Source organism: Sphingomonas paucimobilis NBRC 13935, from assembly GCF_000739895.2.
In the GTDB taxonomy this organism is placed as follows: Bacteria; Pseudomonadota; Alphaproteobacteria; order Sphingomonadales; family Sphingomonadaceae; genus Sphingomonas; species Sphingomonas paucimobilis.
Genome location: NZ_BBJS01000009.1, coordinates 15109 through 30479, shown reverse-complemented (window position 1 = coordinate 30479; position 15371 = coordinate 15109). Strand labels below are relative to the sequence as shown.

9 protein-coding genes are annotated in these 15371 nt (G+C 67.1%); 6 read left to right on the top strand and 3 right to left on the bottom strand.

Annotated features, from left to right (window positions below):
- Positions 1 to 144 precede the first annotated feature (144 nt).
- Entirely contained in the window at positions 145 to 1176 is a 1032-nt protein-coding gene (locus SP6_RS02465; RefSeq protein WP_007405867.1) for a glycosylasparaginase, read from the top strand.
- 132 nt (positions 1177 to 1308) lie between these two features.
- Here SP6_RS02465 and mprF read toward each other — a convergent pair whose 3' ends face one another.
- Complete coding sequence (gene mprF / locus SP6_RS02460) at positions 1309 to 3891, bottom strand: bifunctional lysylphosphatidylglycerol flippase/synthetase MprF (protein ID WP_007405871.1); 2583 nt, start codon at positions 3889 to 3891, stop codon at positions 1309 to 1311.
- A 284-nt stretch (positions 3892 to 4175) separates the two neighbouring features.
- Here mprF and SP6_RS02455 point away from each other — a divergent pair, with 284 nt between their 5' ends.
- The 3 genes from SP6_RS02455 to SP6_RS02445 all read left to right on the top strand — a co-directional run bounded on the left by SP6_RS02455 (position 4176) and on the right by SP6_RS02445 (position 6668).
- Complete coding sequence (locus SP6_RS02455; protein ID WP_007405880.1) at positions 4176 to 4661, top strand: hypothetical protein; 486 nt, start codon at positions 4176 to 4178, stop codon at positions 4659 to 4661.
- Positions 4636 to 5325: a winged helix-turn-helix domain-containing protein gene (locus tag SP6_RS02450; RefSeq protein WP_007405869.1), complete on the top strand. Its 690-nt coding sequence runs from the start codon at positions 4636 to 4638 to the stop codon at positions 5323 to 5325. The genes SP6_RS02455 and SP6_RS02450 overlap by 26 nt, the downstream gene beginning before the upstream one ends.
- Positions 5326 to 5402: 77 nt before the next feature.
- The gene (locus tag SP6_RS02445; protein WP_007405889.1) at positions 5403 to 6668 is read left to right on the top strand and encodes a sensor histidine kinase; all 1266 of its coding nucleotides are present in this window, start codon (positions 5403 to 5405) and stop codon (positions 6666 to 6668) included.
- Between the two features lie 146 nt (positions 6669 to 6814).
- Here the strand turns inward: SP6_RS02445 and SP6_RS02440 are convergent, their stop codons facing one another.
- The gene (locus SP6_RS02440; protein WP_007405929.1) at positions 6815 to 10114 is read right to left on the bottom strand and encodes a trifunctional glycoside hydrolase family 18/polysaccharide deacetylase/glycosyltransferase family 2 protein; all 3300 of its coding nucleotides are present in this window, start codon (positions 10112 to 10114) and stop codon (positions 6815 to 6817) included.
- A gap of 188 nt (positions 10115 to 10302) precedes the next feature.
- On the opposite strand from SP6_RS02440, the gene SP6_RS02435 reads away from it, so the two are divergent.
- The gene (locus SP6_RS02435; protein WP_007405859.1) at positions 10303 to 11055 is read left to right on the top strand and encodes an AcvB/VirJ family lysyl-phosphatidylglycerol hydrolase; all 753 of its coding nucleotides are present in this window, start codon (positions 10303 to 10305) and stop codon (positions 11053 to 11055) included.
- An 18-nt stretch (positions 11056 to 11073) separates the two neighbouring features.
- Here SP6_RS02435 and SP6_RS02430 read toward each other — a convergent pair whose 3' ends face one another.
- A complete protein-coding gene (locus SP6_RS02430; RefSeq protein ID WP_227876659.1) occupies positions 11074 to 12750 on the bottom strand; it encodes an alkaline phosphatase D family protein in 1677 nt (558 codons plus the stop codon).
- Positions 12751 to 12930: 180 nt separating this feature from the next.
- On the opposite strand from SP6_RS02430, the gene SP6_RS02425 reads away from it, so the two are divergent.
- Positions 12931 to 15363: a TonB-dependent receptor gene (locus SP6_RS02425; RefSeq protein ID WP_007405913.1), complete on the top strand. Its 2433-nt coding sequence runs from the start codon at positions 12931 to 12933 to the stop codon at positions 15361 to 15363.
- Positions 15364 to 15371: the final 8 nt, after the last annotated feature.

Genomic DNA, 15371 nt, shown 5'->3' with positions numbered 1-15371 from the left:
CGCTCGGAGCACCGCTGGAACGCCGGTGGGCAACGAGCGGATAATCGGATTGGTTCGCAATCGGTCTATGCCCCGCTTGCGCTCGGCCCAGCGTGGCCGCACTATCGGCGTCGAACAGCAATATCGCAGTCGGGACATGACGGGATGATGAACGGGACAAAGGATGGGCGGCGGGCATTCCTGCACGGGGCGGGTATCGTGGCGGGACTGGCGGCGGCGCCGGGCCGCGTCTTCGCGCAGGCCGCCGCTCCACGCGCGACGATCCTGTCGACCTGGGACTTCGGCGCGCCGGCCAATGACGCCGCCTTCGCCGCCGGTCGCGCGGGCGGCTCGCTGATCGACATGGTGGAAGCGGGCGTGAAGGTGCCCGAGGCCGATCCGAACAACCACTCGGTCGGCTATAGCGGCTATCCTGATCGCGACGGGCATGTGACGCTCGACGCCGTGATCATGGACGATGCCGGCGGTGTCGGCGCGGTCGCCGCGCTGGAGGATACGGTTCACGCCATCTCGGTCGCACGCGCGGTGATGGAGCATACGCCGCACACCTTCCTGGTCGGTGAAGGCGCAACGCGCTTCGCCCGCGATCGCGGCTTTCCCCACGTCGACCTGCTGACGCCCGAGGCGGAAAAGGCCTGGCGCGATTGGCTGAAGACGCAGAATTACAAGCCGGTCGCCAATAGCGAGACGGGCACCTATGGCGCGGGTCGCCCCGGCACGCCCGGCGGCGCGCTCGACCATGACACGATCGGCATGCTGGCACGCGATGCCAAGGGGCGGATGGCGGGCGCCTGCACGACCTCCGGCATGGCGTTCAAGATGCGCGGGCGGGTCGGCGACTCGCCGCAGGTCGGCTCGGGGCTCTATGTCGAGCGTGGGGTCGGCGGCGCGACCTCGACCGGGCTGGGAGAAGAAGTAACCCGGACCGTCGGCACCGCGCGCGTCGTCGCCTCGATGCGGCACGGGATGAGCCCGCAAGCGGCGTGCGAGGAAGCTGCCAAACATATCGCGGCTTTACGCGGCGACGCGATCAAGGGCGTGCAGGTCGGCTTTCTGGCGATGGACACGGCCGGACGGATCGGAGCCTTCTGCCTGTTGCCGGGCTTTACCTATGCGGTGACGGATAGCGTCGGCCGGACGCGGGTGGAAAAGGCGCCGTCGCTGTTCAAGGCGTAAAAGCTCCTCCCCGGCACGGGAGGTGGCAGGGCGTCAGCCCTGACGGAGGGGGGCTTCCCCACAGGAGGGCCATTGCGGAAAGCCCCCTCCACCACCGCTGCGCCGCGGCCCCCTCCCCGTACCGGGGAGGATTTACGCTCCCTCACCCCCATCAGCGATCAGCGCGTTCAGATCGCGCAGCGCCTTAACCAGCCCAAGCCCACCCGGCCCCGCAATGTAGCGCGGTGCCCATTCGGGCTGGAATTTCTCCTTATAGGCCCGCAGCCCCCGAAAGCCGTAGAAGCGCTCGCCATGGCGGAAGACCAAAGCCGCGACCTTGGCCCAGGTCGGGGCCATGCGCTGCCCGCCAATCCCGGACAGCGGGGCCAGTCCCAGCGCGAACCGGCCATAGCCCTCCGCCTGCCCCCATAGCATCAGTTCGACGAACAGATAGTCCATGACACCGCCCGGCGCGTCCTCGGCATGGCGCATCAGGTCGACCGACAATTCGCGCTTCTCGCCCGCCTTCCACAGATTGGCGAAGGCGACGATCCGCCCCTCCACCCGCACCACCGCACAATCGGTCAGCGCCAGATAGGCGGGATCGAACCGGCCCAGGCTGAACCCCTTCTCGCCATGCCCCTTGGCCATCAGCCAATCGTCGGACACCGATTTCAGCTCGGGCAGGATGGCCGGCACCTGCGCGGCGGGGATGATCGCGAAGCTGGCATTCTCGCGCGTGCGGAAACGGTTGAGCGTCTGGCGAAGGGTGCGCATCCGTCCGCCCTCCAGCGCGAAGCCGGGCAGATCGATCAACGCTTCCTCGCCATATTTTATGATCTGCAGCCCCATCTCGATCGCGATTTCGAGTGTGTCGGGGGTGATCTGATAGAGCATCAACCGGCCTTGTCCGGCGTCGGCGAGCGAACGAAGCTGCCACAACAGGTCCGCCCAGGCCGGGCGCGGACCGACGGGATCCCCCATCGCGATCCAGCTCGTGCCCCGCACCTGATACATGACGAAGGCATCGCCTTCGGGCGAGAAGAGGAAGCGTTTGTCACCCAGCAGAGCGAGCGAGGCATCGGTGCGCTCGGCCTGTTCGACGACGCTCAGCACCTGTTCGATCGGGGGATGATCCGCCTCCCCCGGCGGCGCCGCCAGGAACAGCCGCCACAGGCCGGCGCCGGCCAGCATCACCGCCACGCCCAGCCCGGCGCGCAGGAAGCGCGAAGGGTCGTCGGACAGCGCGAACCGCCACCAGAGCGATTCCTGATAATCGACATGCTTGTACGCGAAAAAGCCGATCCACCCCGTGCCGACGACGACCACCGCGACGCTGAACAGCCAGGCCGGCGACAGCGGCCGCGCGACAAGCGAGGTGCGGCGGTAAAAGGCCTTGCGGCTCATCTGGAGGAGCAGCGCGATCGTCAGGCAGACCGCCGCCTCCTCATAATCGATCCCTTTGGCCAGCGAAAAGATCGCGCCGGCGACCAGCAGTGCACGCGCGGCCAGGCTCGCCCCGTCGAGCCGCCGATACAGCCCCGGCGCCAGCAGCAGCAGCCCCGTGCCGACCAGGCTGGCGGCGAAATGCGATGCCTCGATAAAGGGTAAAGGAACGATATGAACCAGTTGGTGCACGCGCTGCGGAATGGCGGGCAGCGATCCCGACAGCAGCAGGATCGCGCCGCCACCGAAACAGGCCGCCGCCAGGATCGTCGGCGCGATGCCGAGCAGAACGCGGCGGATATCGCGCAGCGCCTTGATCGGCCGCCGCCGTGCCTCGTCCCAGGCCAGGAGCGCGATGCCCAACGCCAGTGGCAGCAGGTAATAAAGGACACGGTACGCGATCAGCGCGGCGAACAGCTCGGTGCGGTTGGCGGGCACGGTGGCCAGCACCACTGCCTCGAACACGCCGATGCCGCCAGGCACATGGCTGATCAGCGCGACGATGATCGCCAGGGCGTAGGCCAGCACGAAGGCGGGCAGCAGCGCCGGCGAGGCGCCGGGCAGCAGGACGAACAGCGCCGCGCTGGCGCAGGCGAGATCGAGCGTGGCGATACCGATCTGGGCCAAGGCCTGTCCCGGTGTCGGCAACGGCACGCTCCAGGCGCGCCAGCCGACTCGCTGCCCGGGCCGGAGCGCGCATAGCAGGATCAGCAGCAACGCGCCCGCCACCACCGCCACGCCCAGCCAGCGCACCACATCCTGGCTCAGGACCAGCGCCTCGATCGTGACCGGCCCGTCATGCAGCGCCAGCCCAATGCCGGTGACGGTGAAGACCCCGAACCAGAAGGTCGCGCTGGCGATCGCCACCACGCGCGCAATGTCCGGCCCGTCCAGCCCCGCCGCGGCATAGACGCGGTAGCGCGCCGATCCGCCGGTCAGCAGTGCGAGACCCAGATTATGGCTGAGCGTGTAGCTGGTGAAGGAGGCCATCGCCGCCGTCCGCCAGCGCAGTGGTCGCCCGATGACGCGCAGCGCGATGACGTCGTAAAAGGTCAGGGCGATATAGCTGGCGATGGTCAGCAGGACCGACAGCCCGATCTGGTGCGGATCGATCGCATAGAAGGCGGCGCGGACATCGGCCAACCGCACCTGCCGCGTCAGATGATGCAGCGCCGACAGGCCCAGCGCGACCAGCAGGATGACGGTCCCCACCGCCAGATAGCCACGCCGGGCCTGGGCATAGGCGGTGATCCGTGCCACCCATCCGGCGATGCCGGTCCGCTCAGCCATGAAGGACAACCTCGGCCTCGCGACGTGACGGTTCGGCCGGCGCAAGGGCCGCCCTTGTCCACCATCCTGTCGAAGCCGTCTTCCTACCCTTCATCACCACGCCCCTCTCCCGCTTCACCGCCCCCGCAAAGCCGACGGTCCGGCCATAGGACCGGCATCGCCGCTGAGGGATTTCAGCAGCATGACAAGTTCGTCATCCGCTATAGGCGCCAATGATGACAGAAGCGTCATGCACCGCCCACGCTTCGCTCAGGTCGTGTCCGGTAGAGAGGCAGGGTGAAAGGATGGATGATGCCCGCCGTGACCGACAAGCGATCGTCGCACCGAGCCGCCGCTCCGCTTCGCCCGTGAAGGGGTTGCGGATCGTCGGCTGGAGCGCAGCGAGCGCGGCGTTGCTGGGCTGCGCGGCGATGGCGATGCTGGTCGGGCATATGCCGCTGCACGCCGGCGGCCAGCAGAAGCCGACCCTCTATGGCGCGACCTTCGCTCCCGCCGGCGGGGATCGGCCGGGGCTGGTCGTCACCAGCCTGCGCAGCGATATGGCCGATGGCAAATCGCATGTCGCTCAGCCGCCGCTGCGCGTCGGCGATACCGTGCTCGCCATCGATGATCGCCCCGCCACCTCCTTTTCCCTGTTGCGCGACGAAGCCGTCCGCCATTCCGATTCCCCCGTCCGCCTTCGCATCGCGCGGGACCATGGTCTCGTCACGATCACGCTGCTAAGGACCGGATCGGGAGGACTTCGTGGCCAACAGGATCTTATTGATTGAGGATGATCGCTCGACGGCGGATTACATCGCCAACGGGCTGCGGGAGGAAGGTTTCCTCATCGATCATGCCGCCAACGGGCGCGACGGCCTGTTCCATGCGACCGATGGCAGTTACGACTGTATCATCCTCGACCGGATGCTGCCGGGTATGGATGGCATGGCGGCGCTGGCCGCGATTCGCGCGGCAGGAATCGCCTCGCCGGTCCTGATCCTGTCCGCCCTCTCCTCGCCCGAGGACCGGGTGGCGGGGCTGACCTCGGGATCGGACGATTATCTGACCAAGCCCTTCGTCTTCGCCGAGCTACTCGCACGGGTCCGCCTGTTGATCCGGCGCGGCAGCGTGACGACCAACGCGCCGCAAACCAAGCTGGTGTGCGACGACCTGGAAATGGACCTGCTCGCCCACCGCGTCCGCCGCGCAGGCAAGCCGATCGACCTGCAACCGCGCGAATACCGGCTGCTCGAATATCTGCTCCAGCATGTCGATCAGGTCGTGACGCGTACCATGTTGCTGGAGGGGGTCTGGGATTTCCATTTCGATCCCAACACCAACGTCACCGACGTGCATATCAGCCGGCTGCGCAAGAAGATCGATGAGGGCTTTGCCCGCCCGCTGCTCCATACGGTGCGCGGCTCGGGCTATAAGCTGGGCGTCGAGAAATAACGCCGGGCTTCCTCCGTTCGACCACGCTGCGCTTCGCGCTGCTGGTCTTCGCCCTGCAACTGGTCGGGGCAGGCGCCATGGTCGCGACCGTCCGCCATCTGACCCGCAGCGAGATCGCCGACCAGGCCGAGGACGCGGCCAGCGACCTGCGCGATGAGCTGGCCGGTGTCTGGCTCGCCGGCGGGCGAGAGGCGGTGCGCCAGGCGGTCGTCCGGCGGCTGACCACCGACCGGGTGCCGTTGTCGGTCATCCTGCTGACCGATCCGAATGGGCGATTCGTCACCGGGAATATCGCCGAATGGCCGCCCAATGTGCCGCTGCCGGGTGCCGCGACGATCGAGATCTTCCGCATCGGCCATTCGCAGCCCGAGCGGATGCGCGTCATGTCGCTGCGCCTGCCCGATGGGTCGCGGATGCTGGCCGGCCATGTCGTCGAGAGCGAGCTGCGCGTCGCGCTGGCGATGGAAGAGGCGATGGCGGTCGGCATGGCGGCGGCGATCATCCTCGCCGCGCTCGCCGCCTGGATCGCGGCGCGGATGATCGAGCGGCGGCTGGAGGATACGGTCGCGACCGCGCATGCGGTGGCGGCGGGCGACCTGTCGCGCCGGGTGATCCCGAATGGCGGCGACGATGCCTTCGACGCGCTGGCGCAGGCGGTCAATGCCATGCTCGACCGCATCGCGCTGTTGATGACCGAGCTCAAGATCGCGACCGATGGGCTGGCGCATGACCTTCGCTCGCCCCTTACGCGCTTACGCGCCACGCTGGAGCGTGCGCTGGCCGAGTGCCAGGATGAAGCCACGCGGATCGGCGTCGCCCGCGCGTTAGACGAAGGCGACCGGTTGCTGGCGATGCTCGACACCGCGCTGCGCATCAGTCGCGCCGAGGCGGGACTGGGCCGCGACGCCTTTGTCGAGGCCGATCTGGCGGCTATGGTACGCGATGTGGCGGACATGTTCGAGCCATTGGCCGAAGATCGCGGCATGACGATCCGGGCGGATGCCCCCGATACGCTGGTCGCGCTGGTCCACCGCGAATTGCTGGGCCAGGCGATCGCCAATCTGGTCGACAATGCGCTGAAATACGGGTCGGGACTGGTGACCATCCGGGTCGAGCCGGGCCCGGTGCTGATCGTCGCCGATGACGGCCCCGGCATCCCGCCCGAACGACGCGAGGAGGCGCTCAAGCGGTTCGGCCGACTGGACGCCGCCCGCACGGAGAGCGGCGCGGGCCTGGGCCTGTCGCTGGCCAGCGCGGTGGCGCATCTCCATGGCGGCACGCTGATACTGGAGGATCATGCGCCGGGATTGATGGTGCGGATGACGTTGGGTGGCCAAGGCTGAAGGGGCATCACCGCAACCGGTGACACCCCTCCGTCAGCCCTATGGGCTGCCACCTCCCCTTACAGGGGAGGAAATATATCCCTCCCCCGTTCAGCCTGAGCGAAGTTGAAGGCCACGCCCGACCTTCGACCCATGCGCGTCCCTCATCACGCCGCGACGTTACCCGTCCGCTCCAGCTTGCCCCAGCCGACGATCCACCCGCCGATCGCCGAGGCGATGGCGCGGATCACGACCCAGTACATGATCTGGCGATAGACCAGCCGCTGCGCGACCAGCAGATGCGCCGGATAACGCGCGCGGTTGCCATCGAGGCGATAGGCCAGCCAGCCGCACAATATGTCGACCGAGGTGAAGATCAGCCAATAGGCCGCCATCTGCCACACATCGGTGCTGGTCTGGGCCCAGCCATGCTGACCGACGCGGACCGCCGTGCCGATGATCGACAGGATCAACGACAGGTCGATCAGCGGTGAGATGGCGGCGAACAGGATTTGGAACAGCCAGGCCTGTGGCAGACCGATCCGCGCTAGGCCGGCGGGCTTGCCGGTGCGCAGCACACGGCGATGCTTCCACAGACATTGCAGCGTCCCGAACGCCCAGCGGTACCGTTGCTTGGCCAGCGCCTTGAAGCTCTCGGGCGCTTCGGTCCAGGCGACCGCGCGCGGATCATAGGTGACGCGCCAGCCGGCCCGCTGGATGGCGATGGTCAGGTCCTGATCCTCGGCCAGCGTATCCTCCGGATAACCGCCGACCGCGTCGAGCGCCGCCCGCCGCCATGCGCCGACCGCGCCCGGCACCACCGTCATCGCATCGAAGCCGGCAAGCGCACGGCGTTCGAGATTCTGCGCGGTGATATATTCGACCGCCTGCCAGCGGGTGACCAAGTTCACCCGGTTACCCACGCGCGCATCGCCCGCCACCGCACCCAGTTTGGGATCGGCGAACCAGCGGGCGAGCTTGGCGATCGTCTCCGGCTCGAACTGGGTATCGGCGTCGAGCGCGATCACCACCTCGCCAGTCGCCTCGCGAAGCGCGCGGTTGAGCGCCGCCGCCTTGCCGCCATTGGGCAGGGTCAGCAACCGAACGCGATCCTCGCCGGCAAAGGTCTCGCGGACCACCGTGCTCGTCGCATCCTTCGATCCGTCATCGACCACGATGACCTGCAGTCCCGGATAATCGCTGGCCAGCACGCGGCTGACCGACTGGGCGATCACGCGTTCCTCGTTGAAGGCGGGGATGATCACCGACACGCTGGGCGTATATTCCGGCGGCACCGGCTTCGACCGACGGCTCTGGAACCAGGCGAGACCCGCCATCACCACCGCCCGCGCGATGCCGAGCGCGATCGCCAGATAGAAGATCCAGGCCAGCGTCTTGGACAGGAAAGCGAGGATGACGAAGATCGCAACGTCGGTGCGCACCGCCAGCAGGTCGCGGCCCTCGACCCGGGGCATCGCCTGATCCCGGCTGATGCCGACCAGTTGCGAGGAGGGAACGAAGCGATAGCCTTCAGCGCGCAGCGTCTGGATGATGCGTGGCAAGGCGTCGACCGTCTGCTGGCGATCACCGCCGCCATCGTGGAGCAGGATGACATTGGCCGAATTCTCGGACGTGGCGCCGTGCACCTGATCGATCACCTGCTGAACGATTTCGTCGGTGCCGGGCCGCTGCCAGTCATTGGGATCGACGTGCAGGCCGACGACCGTATAGCCCAGATTCTGCGCGAGCAGCGCCGGCCCGATTTCGTCCGCCGTGGTCGGCTCCGCGTCCCCGAAATAGGGCGCACGGAACAGCGTCGTCGAGCGGCCGGTATAGGCCTGGATCAACCGCTGGGTCGCGTTCAGTTCCAGCTTGGTCGTCCGCTCCCCCGTCGTCGCCAGATTGGGGTGGGTATAGCTGTGATTGCCCAGTTCGCTGCCATCGGCCACGATCCGGCGCAGCAACTGGGGATGCTCCAGCGCATTCTCGCCGATGACGAAGAAGGTCGCGGGCACATGCTCACGCTCCAGCACGTCGAGGATCTTGGGGGTCCATACCGGGTCGGGCCCATCGTCGAAGGTCAGCGCCAGCGTCTTCGGAACGGCGCCCGCGCGCTGCACGACATAGGGGGTCGGATAGGCCTCATAGACCTCGTTCCGGATGATCGCGTCCTTGTCATATTGCAGGGCACGGCGACCATCGGTCGGCTGCGCGGTGATGCGCAGGATCTCACCGGTGCCCTCGACATCGACGTTCAGCGGCTGGGCGATGGTGTTCAGCCTGGGGATGACGCCGCGCGCCATGCTGTGAAAGGCGGCGAAGTCGTTCCACAGGCCAGGGTCCTCGGTGCCGAGACGCCAGAAGGCGACATCGTCGATCCCCAGATGCTTGAGCGCCTGCAACTGGTTCCAGCTCGTCGCCGCATCCAGCATCCAGACGGCATGATGCTCGCCATCCTCGTCATAGGCGAAACCGGCATTGCCGCTGGCCTGGTCGAAGCTGATCTTCGCCTGGCTGTCATGCGCGATCAGCCACGCCTCTTCGATCGACAGCGCATCGGCGCCCTGCCCGTGCCAGTCATAGGCATAGCTGCCCAGCGCGACGATCAGGCGGTCGCGCCCCACGCGGCGGATCGCATCCTCGACCGCATGGAGGAACCAGGGCTGCGACGCGATCGGTCCGGCGGGGCCGGTCTCCCAATGCTCGTCATAGGCCATCAGCATGACGCGATCGACCACCTTGGCCAGCCGGTCGAGCTGCCAACTTTCGTCATCGGCCGGTACGGTCACGGCCAGCACCGCCCCCTTGGGCAGGTGCGCCTTGATCCGCTGGAGCAGCCGGGGATAGCCCGCCATGGCGCTCGCCGGCAGGTTCTCGAAGTCGATGACCAGGCCCGACTGGCGGTTGGCCGTCACCGACTGGCCGAGCTGGGTTGCCAACCGCTCCGAGGCGGCCGGGCTGGCGATGATACGCGCTATCGTGGCACCGTCCCAGTGATCGGTGGCGAGATTCTGGACCATCGGCAGCAGGCGTGGCGGCTTGGCAGCCCCAGCCAGCAGGCTGGCCAGCTTGGGATCGTTGCTGACCTGAAGGTCCGCCTTAGGCCCGGTCACATTCATCAGCGCCGGGACCAGCCAGTCGATCTGGCCCATATGCGCGTGCAGCGAGCCCAGACCCGCCTCGTCGCCCGGCTGATAGAAGGCGACCGTCAACGGGGTGTGCGCCGGTGCCGCCGCCTTGCGCGGCAACCAGTCGCCGCGCCGTCCCTTCAACTGGGCGGTGGGCTCCAGCGTCATCGCCTGACGCCGGGCGAACGGCAGGGGCAGCAGGCCCGAGCGCGGCACCGCGACCAGCGTCGTGGCAAAGGCGATCGCCGCAACCACCACCGCCAGGATCAGGACCGCGACGGCCCGCCGCGCCCAGGCGCCCCGACGGCCGGTCGGATCGAAGAAGATCGGGTTGGTCACAGTATCAGTCCCCGGCAATGATATCGATGCGGGGGCCGGCCGAATGGCCCGCCCCTTGCTCCACCATCCCCCGATGGCAGATGATGCGCGTAAAACGCGTGTGCGCCGCATTACAGATTTTTCATGAGCAGTTCGTAAACCGAATGCCTGTGGCATGGCAGAAAAGGTTTCCCTCTTCAGGATTGGCCATGGCAGCTCTTCTTTCCCATCTTCATCGACAGCGCCGCCGTATCCTTGCCGGACTGATCGGCATGCTCATTCTAGCGCCAGTCATCATCCTGTATTCCGGCAATTATTTCGCACGTGACCCGATCGTCCGCTTTCCTGCCCAAGGCCGACCGGCGCCGATCCTGGTCCTGTCCTTCTCTGGCGACATGGGACTGCGCTATGGCATGGGCGGGGTGATCGCGCGGGCGCTGAGTGCCTCGGGAATCGCCGTAACCGGCATCAACTCGCCCGTGCTGTTCCGCACCAAGCGCTCTCAGGCGGAAATCGACGCGATCGTCGCCGACTTCGTACGCCGCGCGGCGATGGAGGCGGGTGATCGCCGGCTGGTGCTGCTCGGCCAATCCTATGGCGCCGACGTTCTCCAGACCGGGCTGGCGCATCTGCCCGAAAGCCTGCGGGCGCGGGTGTCGGGCATCGTGCTGGTCGTACCGGGCGAGACGGTCTTCTTCCGCTCCGACCCCAGTGGCCTGGCCTATATGGGCAAGCCCGACAGCCTGGGCATCACCACCGCGCGGACGATCGACTGGGCGCCCTTCACCTGCATTTACGGGATGAAGGAGAAGGACAGCCTGTGTCCGCTGCTGAAGGGCGGCCCCGCGCATATCATCGGGCTGCCGGGCGGTCACTATCTGGACCATGACGATGCCGCCTTGGTGTCGCGGGTGGAGGCGGCGGTGAGCGCCGCCCCCTCCCCCGTTGCGCATACGCGGTGACGGGGGAGCCGCGACCGGTCAGGCGCTGACCGGCGCGATCGGCGCGCGGCCGCCAACCTCGGTCCGCCAGATCGCCGCGATACCCTGGCTATAGGGCTTGGCCAGCACGGTCGACACGGTCATGAACCGTGCGGTCGCGGTGTCGCGCGTCAGCGTCAGGTGGAGATAGCCCTTGGCATCCTGATCGCAGAAGCGGACGACCTTAGGATTGGCGGCCGCGATCTCGCGGCCGATGCCGGGCATCAGGTCGCCCCAGGACGGGCTGGTGATCGCGGTGCCGCCAAATTCCGCCGCGACCAGTTCGCCCTTGGCATTATAAAGGTCGTTGGCCCAGGCGGCATGGCTGTCACCCGACACCACCACCGGATGGCTGCCCGCGCGGGCGAACGCCGCGTAGAGCCGCTCGCGCTCGGCCGGATAGCCGTCCCAGCTATCGAAATTGAGCGGCAGGCCGGCGCGATAGGACGCCTGCGCTTCGTGCAATTGCCCGCGCTCCGCCTCTGACAGGCGCTCGGTCAGCTTGGCATAGCCGGCCGGCCCCATCTGCTTTTCCAGGTCCGGGCCGTCGATCCGCGCCATCACCACCTGATTGCCGATCACTTGCCATGGCCGCCCCGCCTTGACCGAAGCGCCCAGCGTCCGCTCGACCCAGTCGAGTTGGCCGGGGCCCAGCAGCGCCCGGTCGGGCCGCGCGCGCTCGGCCATCATTGCCGCATATTCGGACGGCTCGGGTGCGTCGCCCTTGGCGCGAACCTGTTTCGAGCGGGCGAGCAGCCGCGATTCCAGCATGACGATCGTCGCCAGATCGCCAAAGTCGAAGCTGCGGTTGATCGCTTCCCAGGGCTGGCCGGGGCGCGGGTCGCGGATCGGCATCCATTCGAAATAGGCCTGCATCGCGGCCGCCTTGCGCTTGCCCCAATCGCCTTCGGTGGCGGGCTGGTGATTTTCTGCACCACCGATCCAGTCGTCATTGGCGACTTCGTGATCGTCCCAGACGCAAATGAAAGCGGCGCGGGCATGCGCGGCCTGCATGTCGGGATCGCGCTTCACCTGCGCATGGCGCTGGCGATAATCGGCGAGCGTCACGATCTCATGCACCGGCTCGGGGAGACGGCCGAGCTGATGGCCGATCTTCGTGCCATAACCATCGGCGCCATATTCATAAATATAATCGCCCAGATGCAGCACCGCGTCGAGCCGCTCGCTCTTCGCGATCGCGTCATAGGCATTGTAGAGCCCGCCGGGATAGAGCTGGCACGATACGACCGCCAACACGAGATCCTCGACGGCGCCGCGCGGCAGGGTACGGAACCGACCCTCGGGTGAACGCTCGCCGGTCGCCGCCTCGAACCAATAGCGATAGTCGCGCCCCGGTTGCAGTCCGGTCACTTCGACCTTTGCGGTGAAGTCCCGCGCGGCGCGCGCCGTCACCCGCCCGGTATGCAGCCCCACCGCATCGCCGCCGTCGATGGGCGCAACATGCCAGGTCAGCGCGATATCGCCCACCATAGCCGCCTCGCCCGGCGTCGCGCGGGTCCACAGGATCGCCCCGTCGGCCGCCGGATCGCCGCTCGCGACGCCATGGTCGAAACGGACGGGCAGCGGCGTCGTCGCCTCGGCCAGTCCTGCGGGCATCGCCAGCGCCGCCCCGCTTCCCATCAGGGTCATGGCGCGGCGTCGGTTCATCATGGTCATCGTATCGGGTCCTTTCATCGACGCGCAGCGCTATCCCCGACCCGCGACAGAGCGATGGCGCGGCCATGACGGTTTCGCGACAGTTTCCGCCTATCGTCACGAAAGCGAAACATTCAGGACACCAACCGGTAATGCATGCTGCCTAAGCGGCTTTCAAACGGATCTATCGGGGGACAATCCATGATCACCAACCTGCGCCGCCTGACGGTGGCCGCGCTGCTCGCCGGCCTGTCGCAAGCCGCCATCGTCCAATCCGCCCAGGCGCAGGCGATGATCCAGCCGCAGGACGACGCTCGTGACGCCGATGACGCGGCCGAGGTCATCGTCACCGCGCAGAAGCGGGAGCAGCGGATCGAGGACGTGCCGCTGACCGTCTCCGCCGTGACCGGCGCGCGCATGGCCAATCTGGGGGTCAACTCGCTGGCGGAGGTCGCGCAATATATTCCCGGCCTTCAAATCCAGGAGCAGAGCGCCAACAATCCCGGTTTCGTGATCCGCGGCATCACCTCGGACTCGGGCTCGGCGCAACAGGGCGCGCGCGTCACGCTCTATTATAACGGCATCGACATCAGCCGGACGCGCGGCGCCTATCAGGACCTGTTCGACATCGAACGGATCGAGGTGGCGAAGGGCCCGCAGGCGACACTGTTCGGCACCGCCGCCGCGGTCGGGGCGATCAGCATCATCTCGGCCCGCCCCCGGGCCGGGACCGAGGGCGGGATCGTCGCCTCTTACGGCAATTTCAACCGGACCCAGGTGTCGGGCTATCTCAACGCCGGGACCGAAACGCTCGCCGGCCGCCTCGCCTTCGCCTATAAATATCGCGACGGCTATGTCCGCAACATCGCGGGCGACCCCGATATCCCCAACCAGAATCAGGGGCGGGTCGACCAGGACGATCTGAATGGGCAGGACCAGCGGGGCGTGCGCGGTTCGCTGCGCTGGCAGCCCAACGGGTCGGTCACCGCCGATCTAATCCTGACCTATGACGGACAGCGCAATCCCGGCACCGCGTTCAAGAGCCGCGCCTTCGCCCCCACCAGCGGGCAGACCGGCGATTATGGCTATGCCGAACTGTCGGGCTCTCCCTTTTCCGCCGAGATACTGGGCGCGCGTAAGCTGGGGCTGCACCGCGACGTCTATGACGCCAATCTGACGGTCGCGGTCGATGTGGCGCCGGGCATCACCTTCACCACGGTCAACGGCTATCGCCGGTTCGACTCGCGCGAAGTGTTCGACGCCGATGGCGGCCCAGCCTGGTATCTGGAGTTCGGCGAAGACGCCAAAGGCGATCAATGGAGCCATGAAAGCCGCTTCGCCTTTGACGGCCCACGCTATCGCGCCTCGTTCGGCTGGAACGCCTTTTTCGAAAATGGGCAGCAGCGCGTGCCCTTCTCGACCGAGGAAGGTACCTATCTCGCCTGTTCGGTTACCCCGGACTTTGCGCCGATACGCCAATTGCTGAATATGGCGGGCATCCCGACCGGCACAGCCTGCGTCGCGGCCAACGGCACGATCCCGGCGACCCGCGCCACCGCCATCCTGTCGCGAGGCGCGCTGACCAGCCTGCCCTACAGCGCCAGCTTCGCCAATTACGGCAACAACGACACCTATTCGGTCTTTGCCGATGCGACCTGGATTCCGACCCCCGCCCTTGAACTGACCGCCGGCGCGCGCGTTCTGATCGAGGATCGGCAATCGGGCTTCAGCTCGGTCATGCCCGACAGCCGGTTGCTGGCCGGGGCCGGCATCTTCACCAGCCTGCTGGGCGCCGCCAATACCAAGGGGCAGAAATTCGTCGCCGAGCGCAGCTACGCCGCATTCCTGCCGCGCTTCAACGCGCTCTATCGGCTGACCAACGATGTGAACCTCTATGCGACGGTCAGCAAGGGCCGCCGCTCGCCCGTCGTCCAGCTGGAAGGTCAGCGGATCGTCCCGCTCAGCGTCGCCAATTCGGGCGCCATCCCCCGCTTGCAGATCGTGCCGGAGGAAAATGTCTGGAATTACGAAGGCGGCATCAAGGGGCGGGTAGGCCCGTTCACCGGCGCGGCCTCGGTCTTCTATCAGCGGTACAAGGGCTTTCAGGTCTCGGTGATCGAGAATGGTGCGACCATCACGCGCAGCGCCGGGTCGGCCAACAATGTCGGCGTCGAGCTGGAGGGCAATCTGGCGGTCCATCGCTGGCTCAGCCTGTTCGCGACCTTCGCCTATATCGATGGCGGCGTCGCCAACGATCCCGCCAATGGCGTGTTCGCGGGCAATCGTTTCCGCCTGCAGCCCGATACCACCGCGTCCGGCGGCGCGACGCTGCGTGTGCCTGTGGGCACGTCGGCCACCTTCTATGCGACGCCCAGCGCCACCTATCGCTCGAAAGTGTTCTTCGAACTGCCCAATCGCGATGCGATCTCACAGGGTGGCTATACGCTGGTCAATCTGCGCGCCGGGCTGGAATTCGGCGAGCAGGGGCGTTTCCATATTGGCGGCTTTGCCCGCAACCTGACCAATGCCCGCTATCTGATCGACGCCGGCAATACCGGCGGCAGCTTCGGCGCGCCGACCTACATCGCGGGCGAGCCGCGCTTTTACGGCGTCGAACTCGGCGCACGGTTCTGATCTGAGAG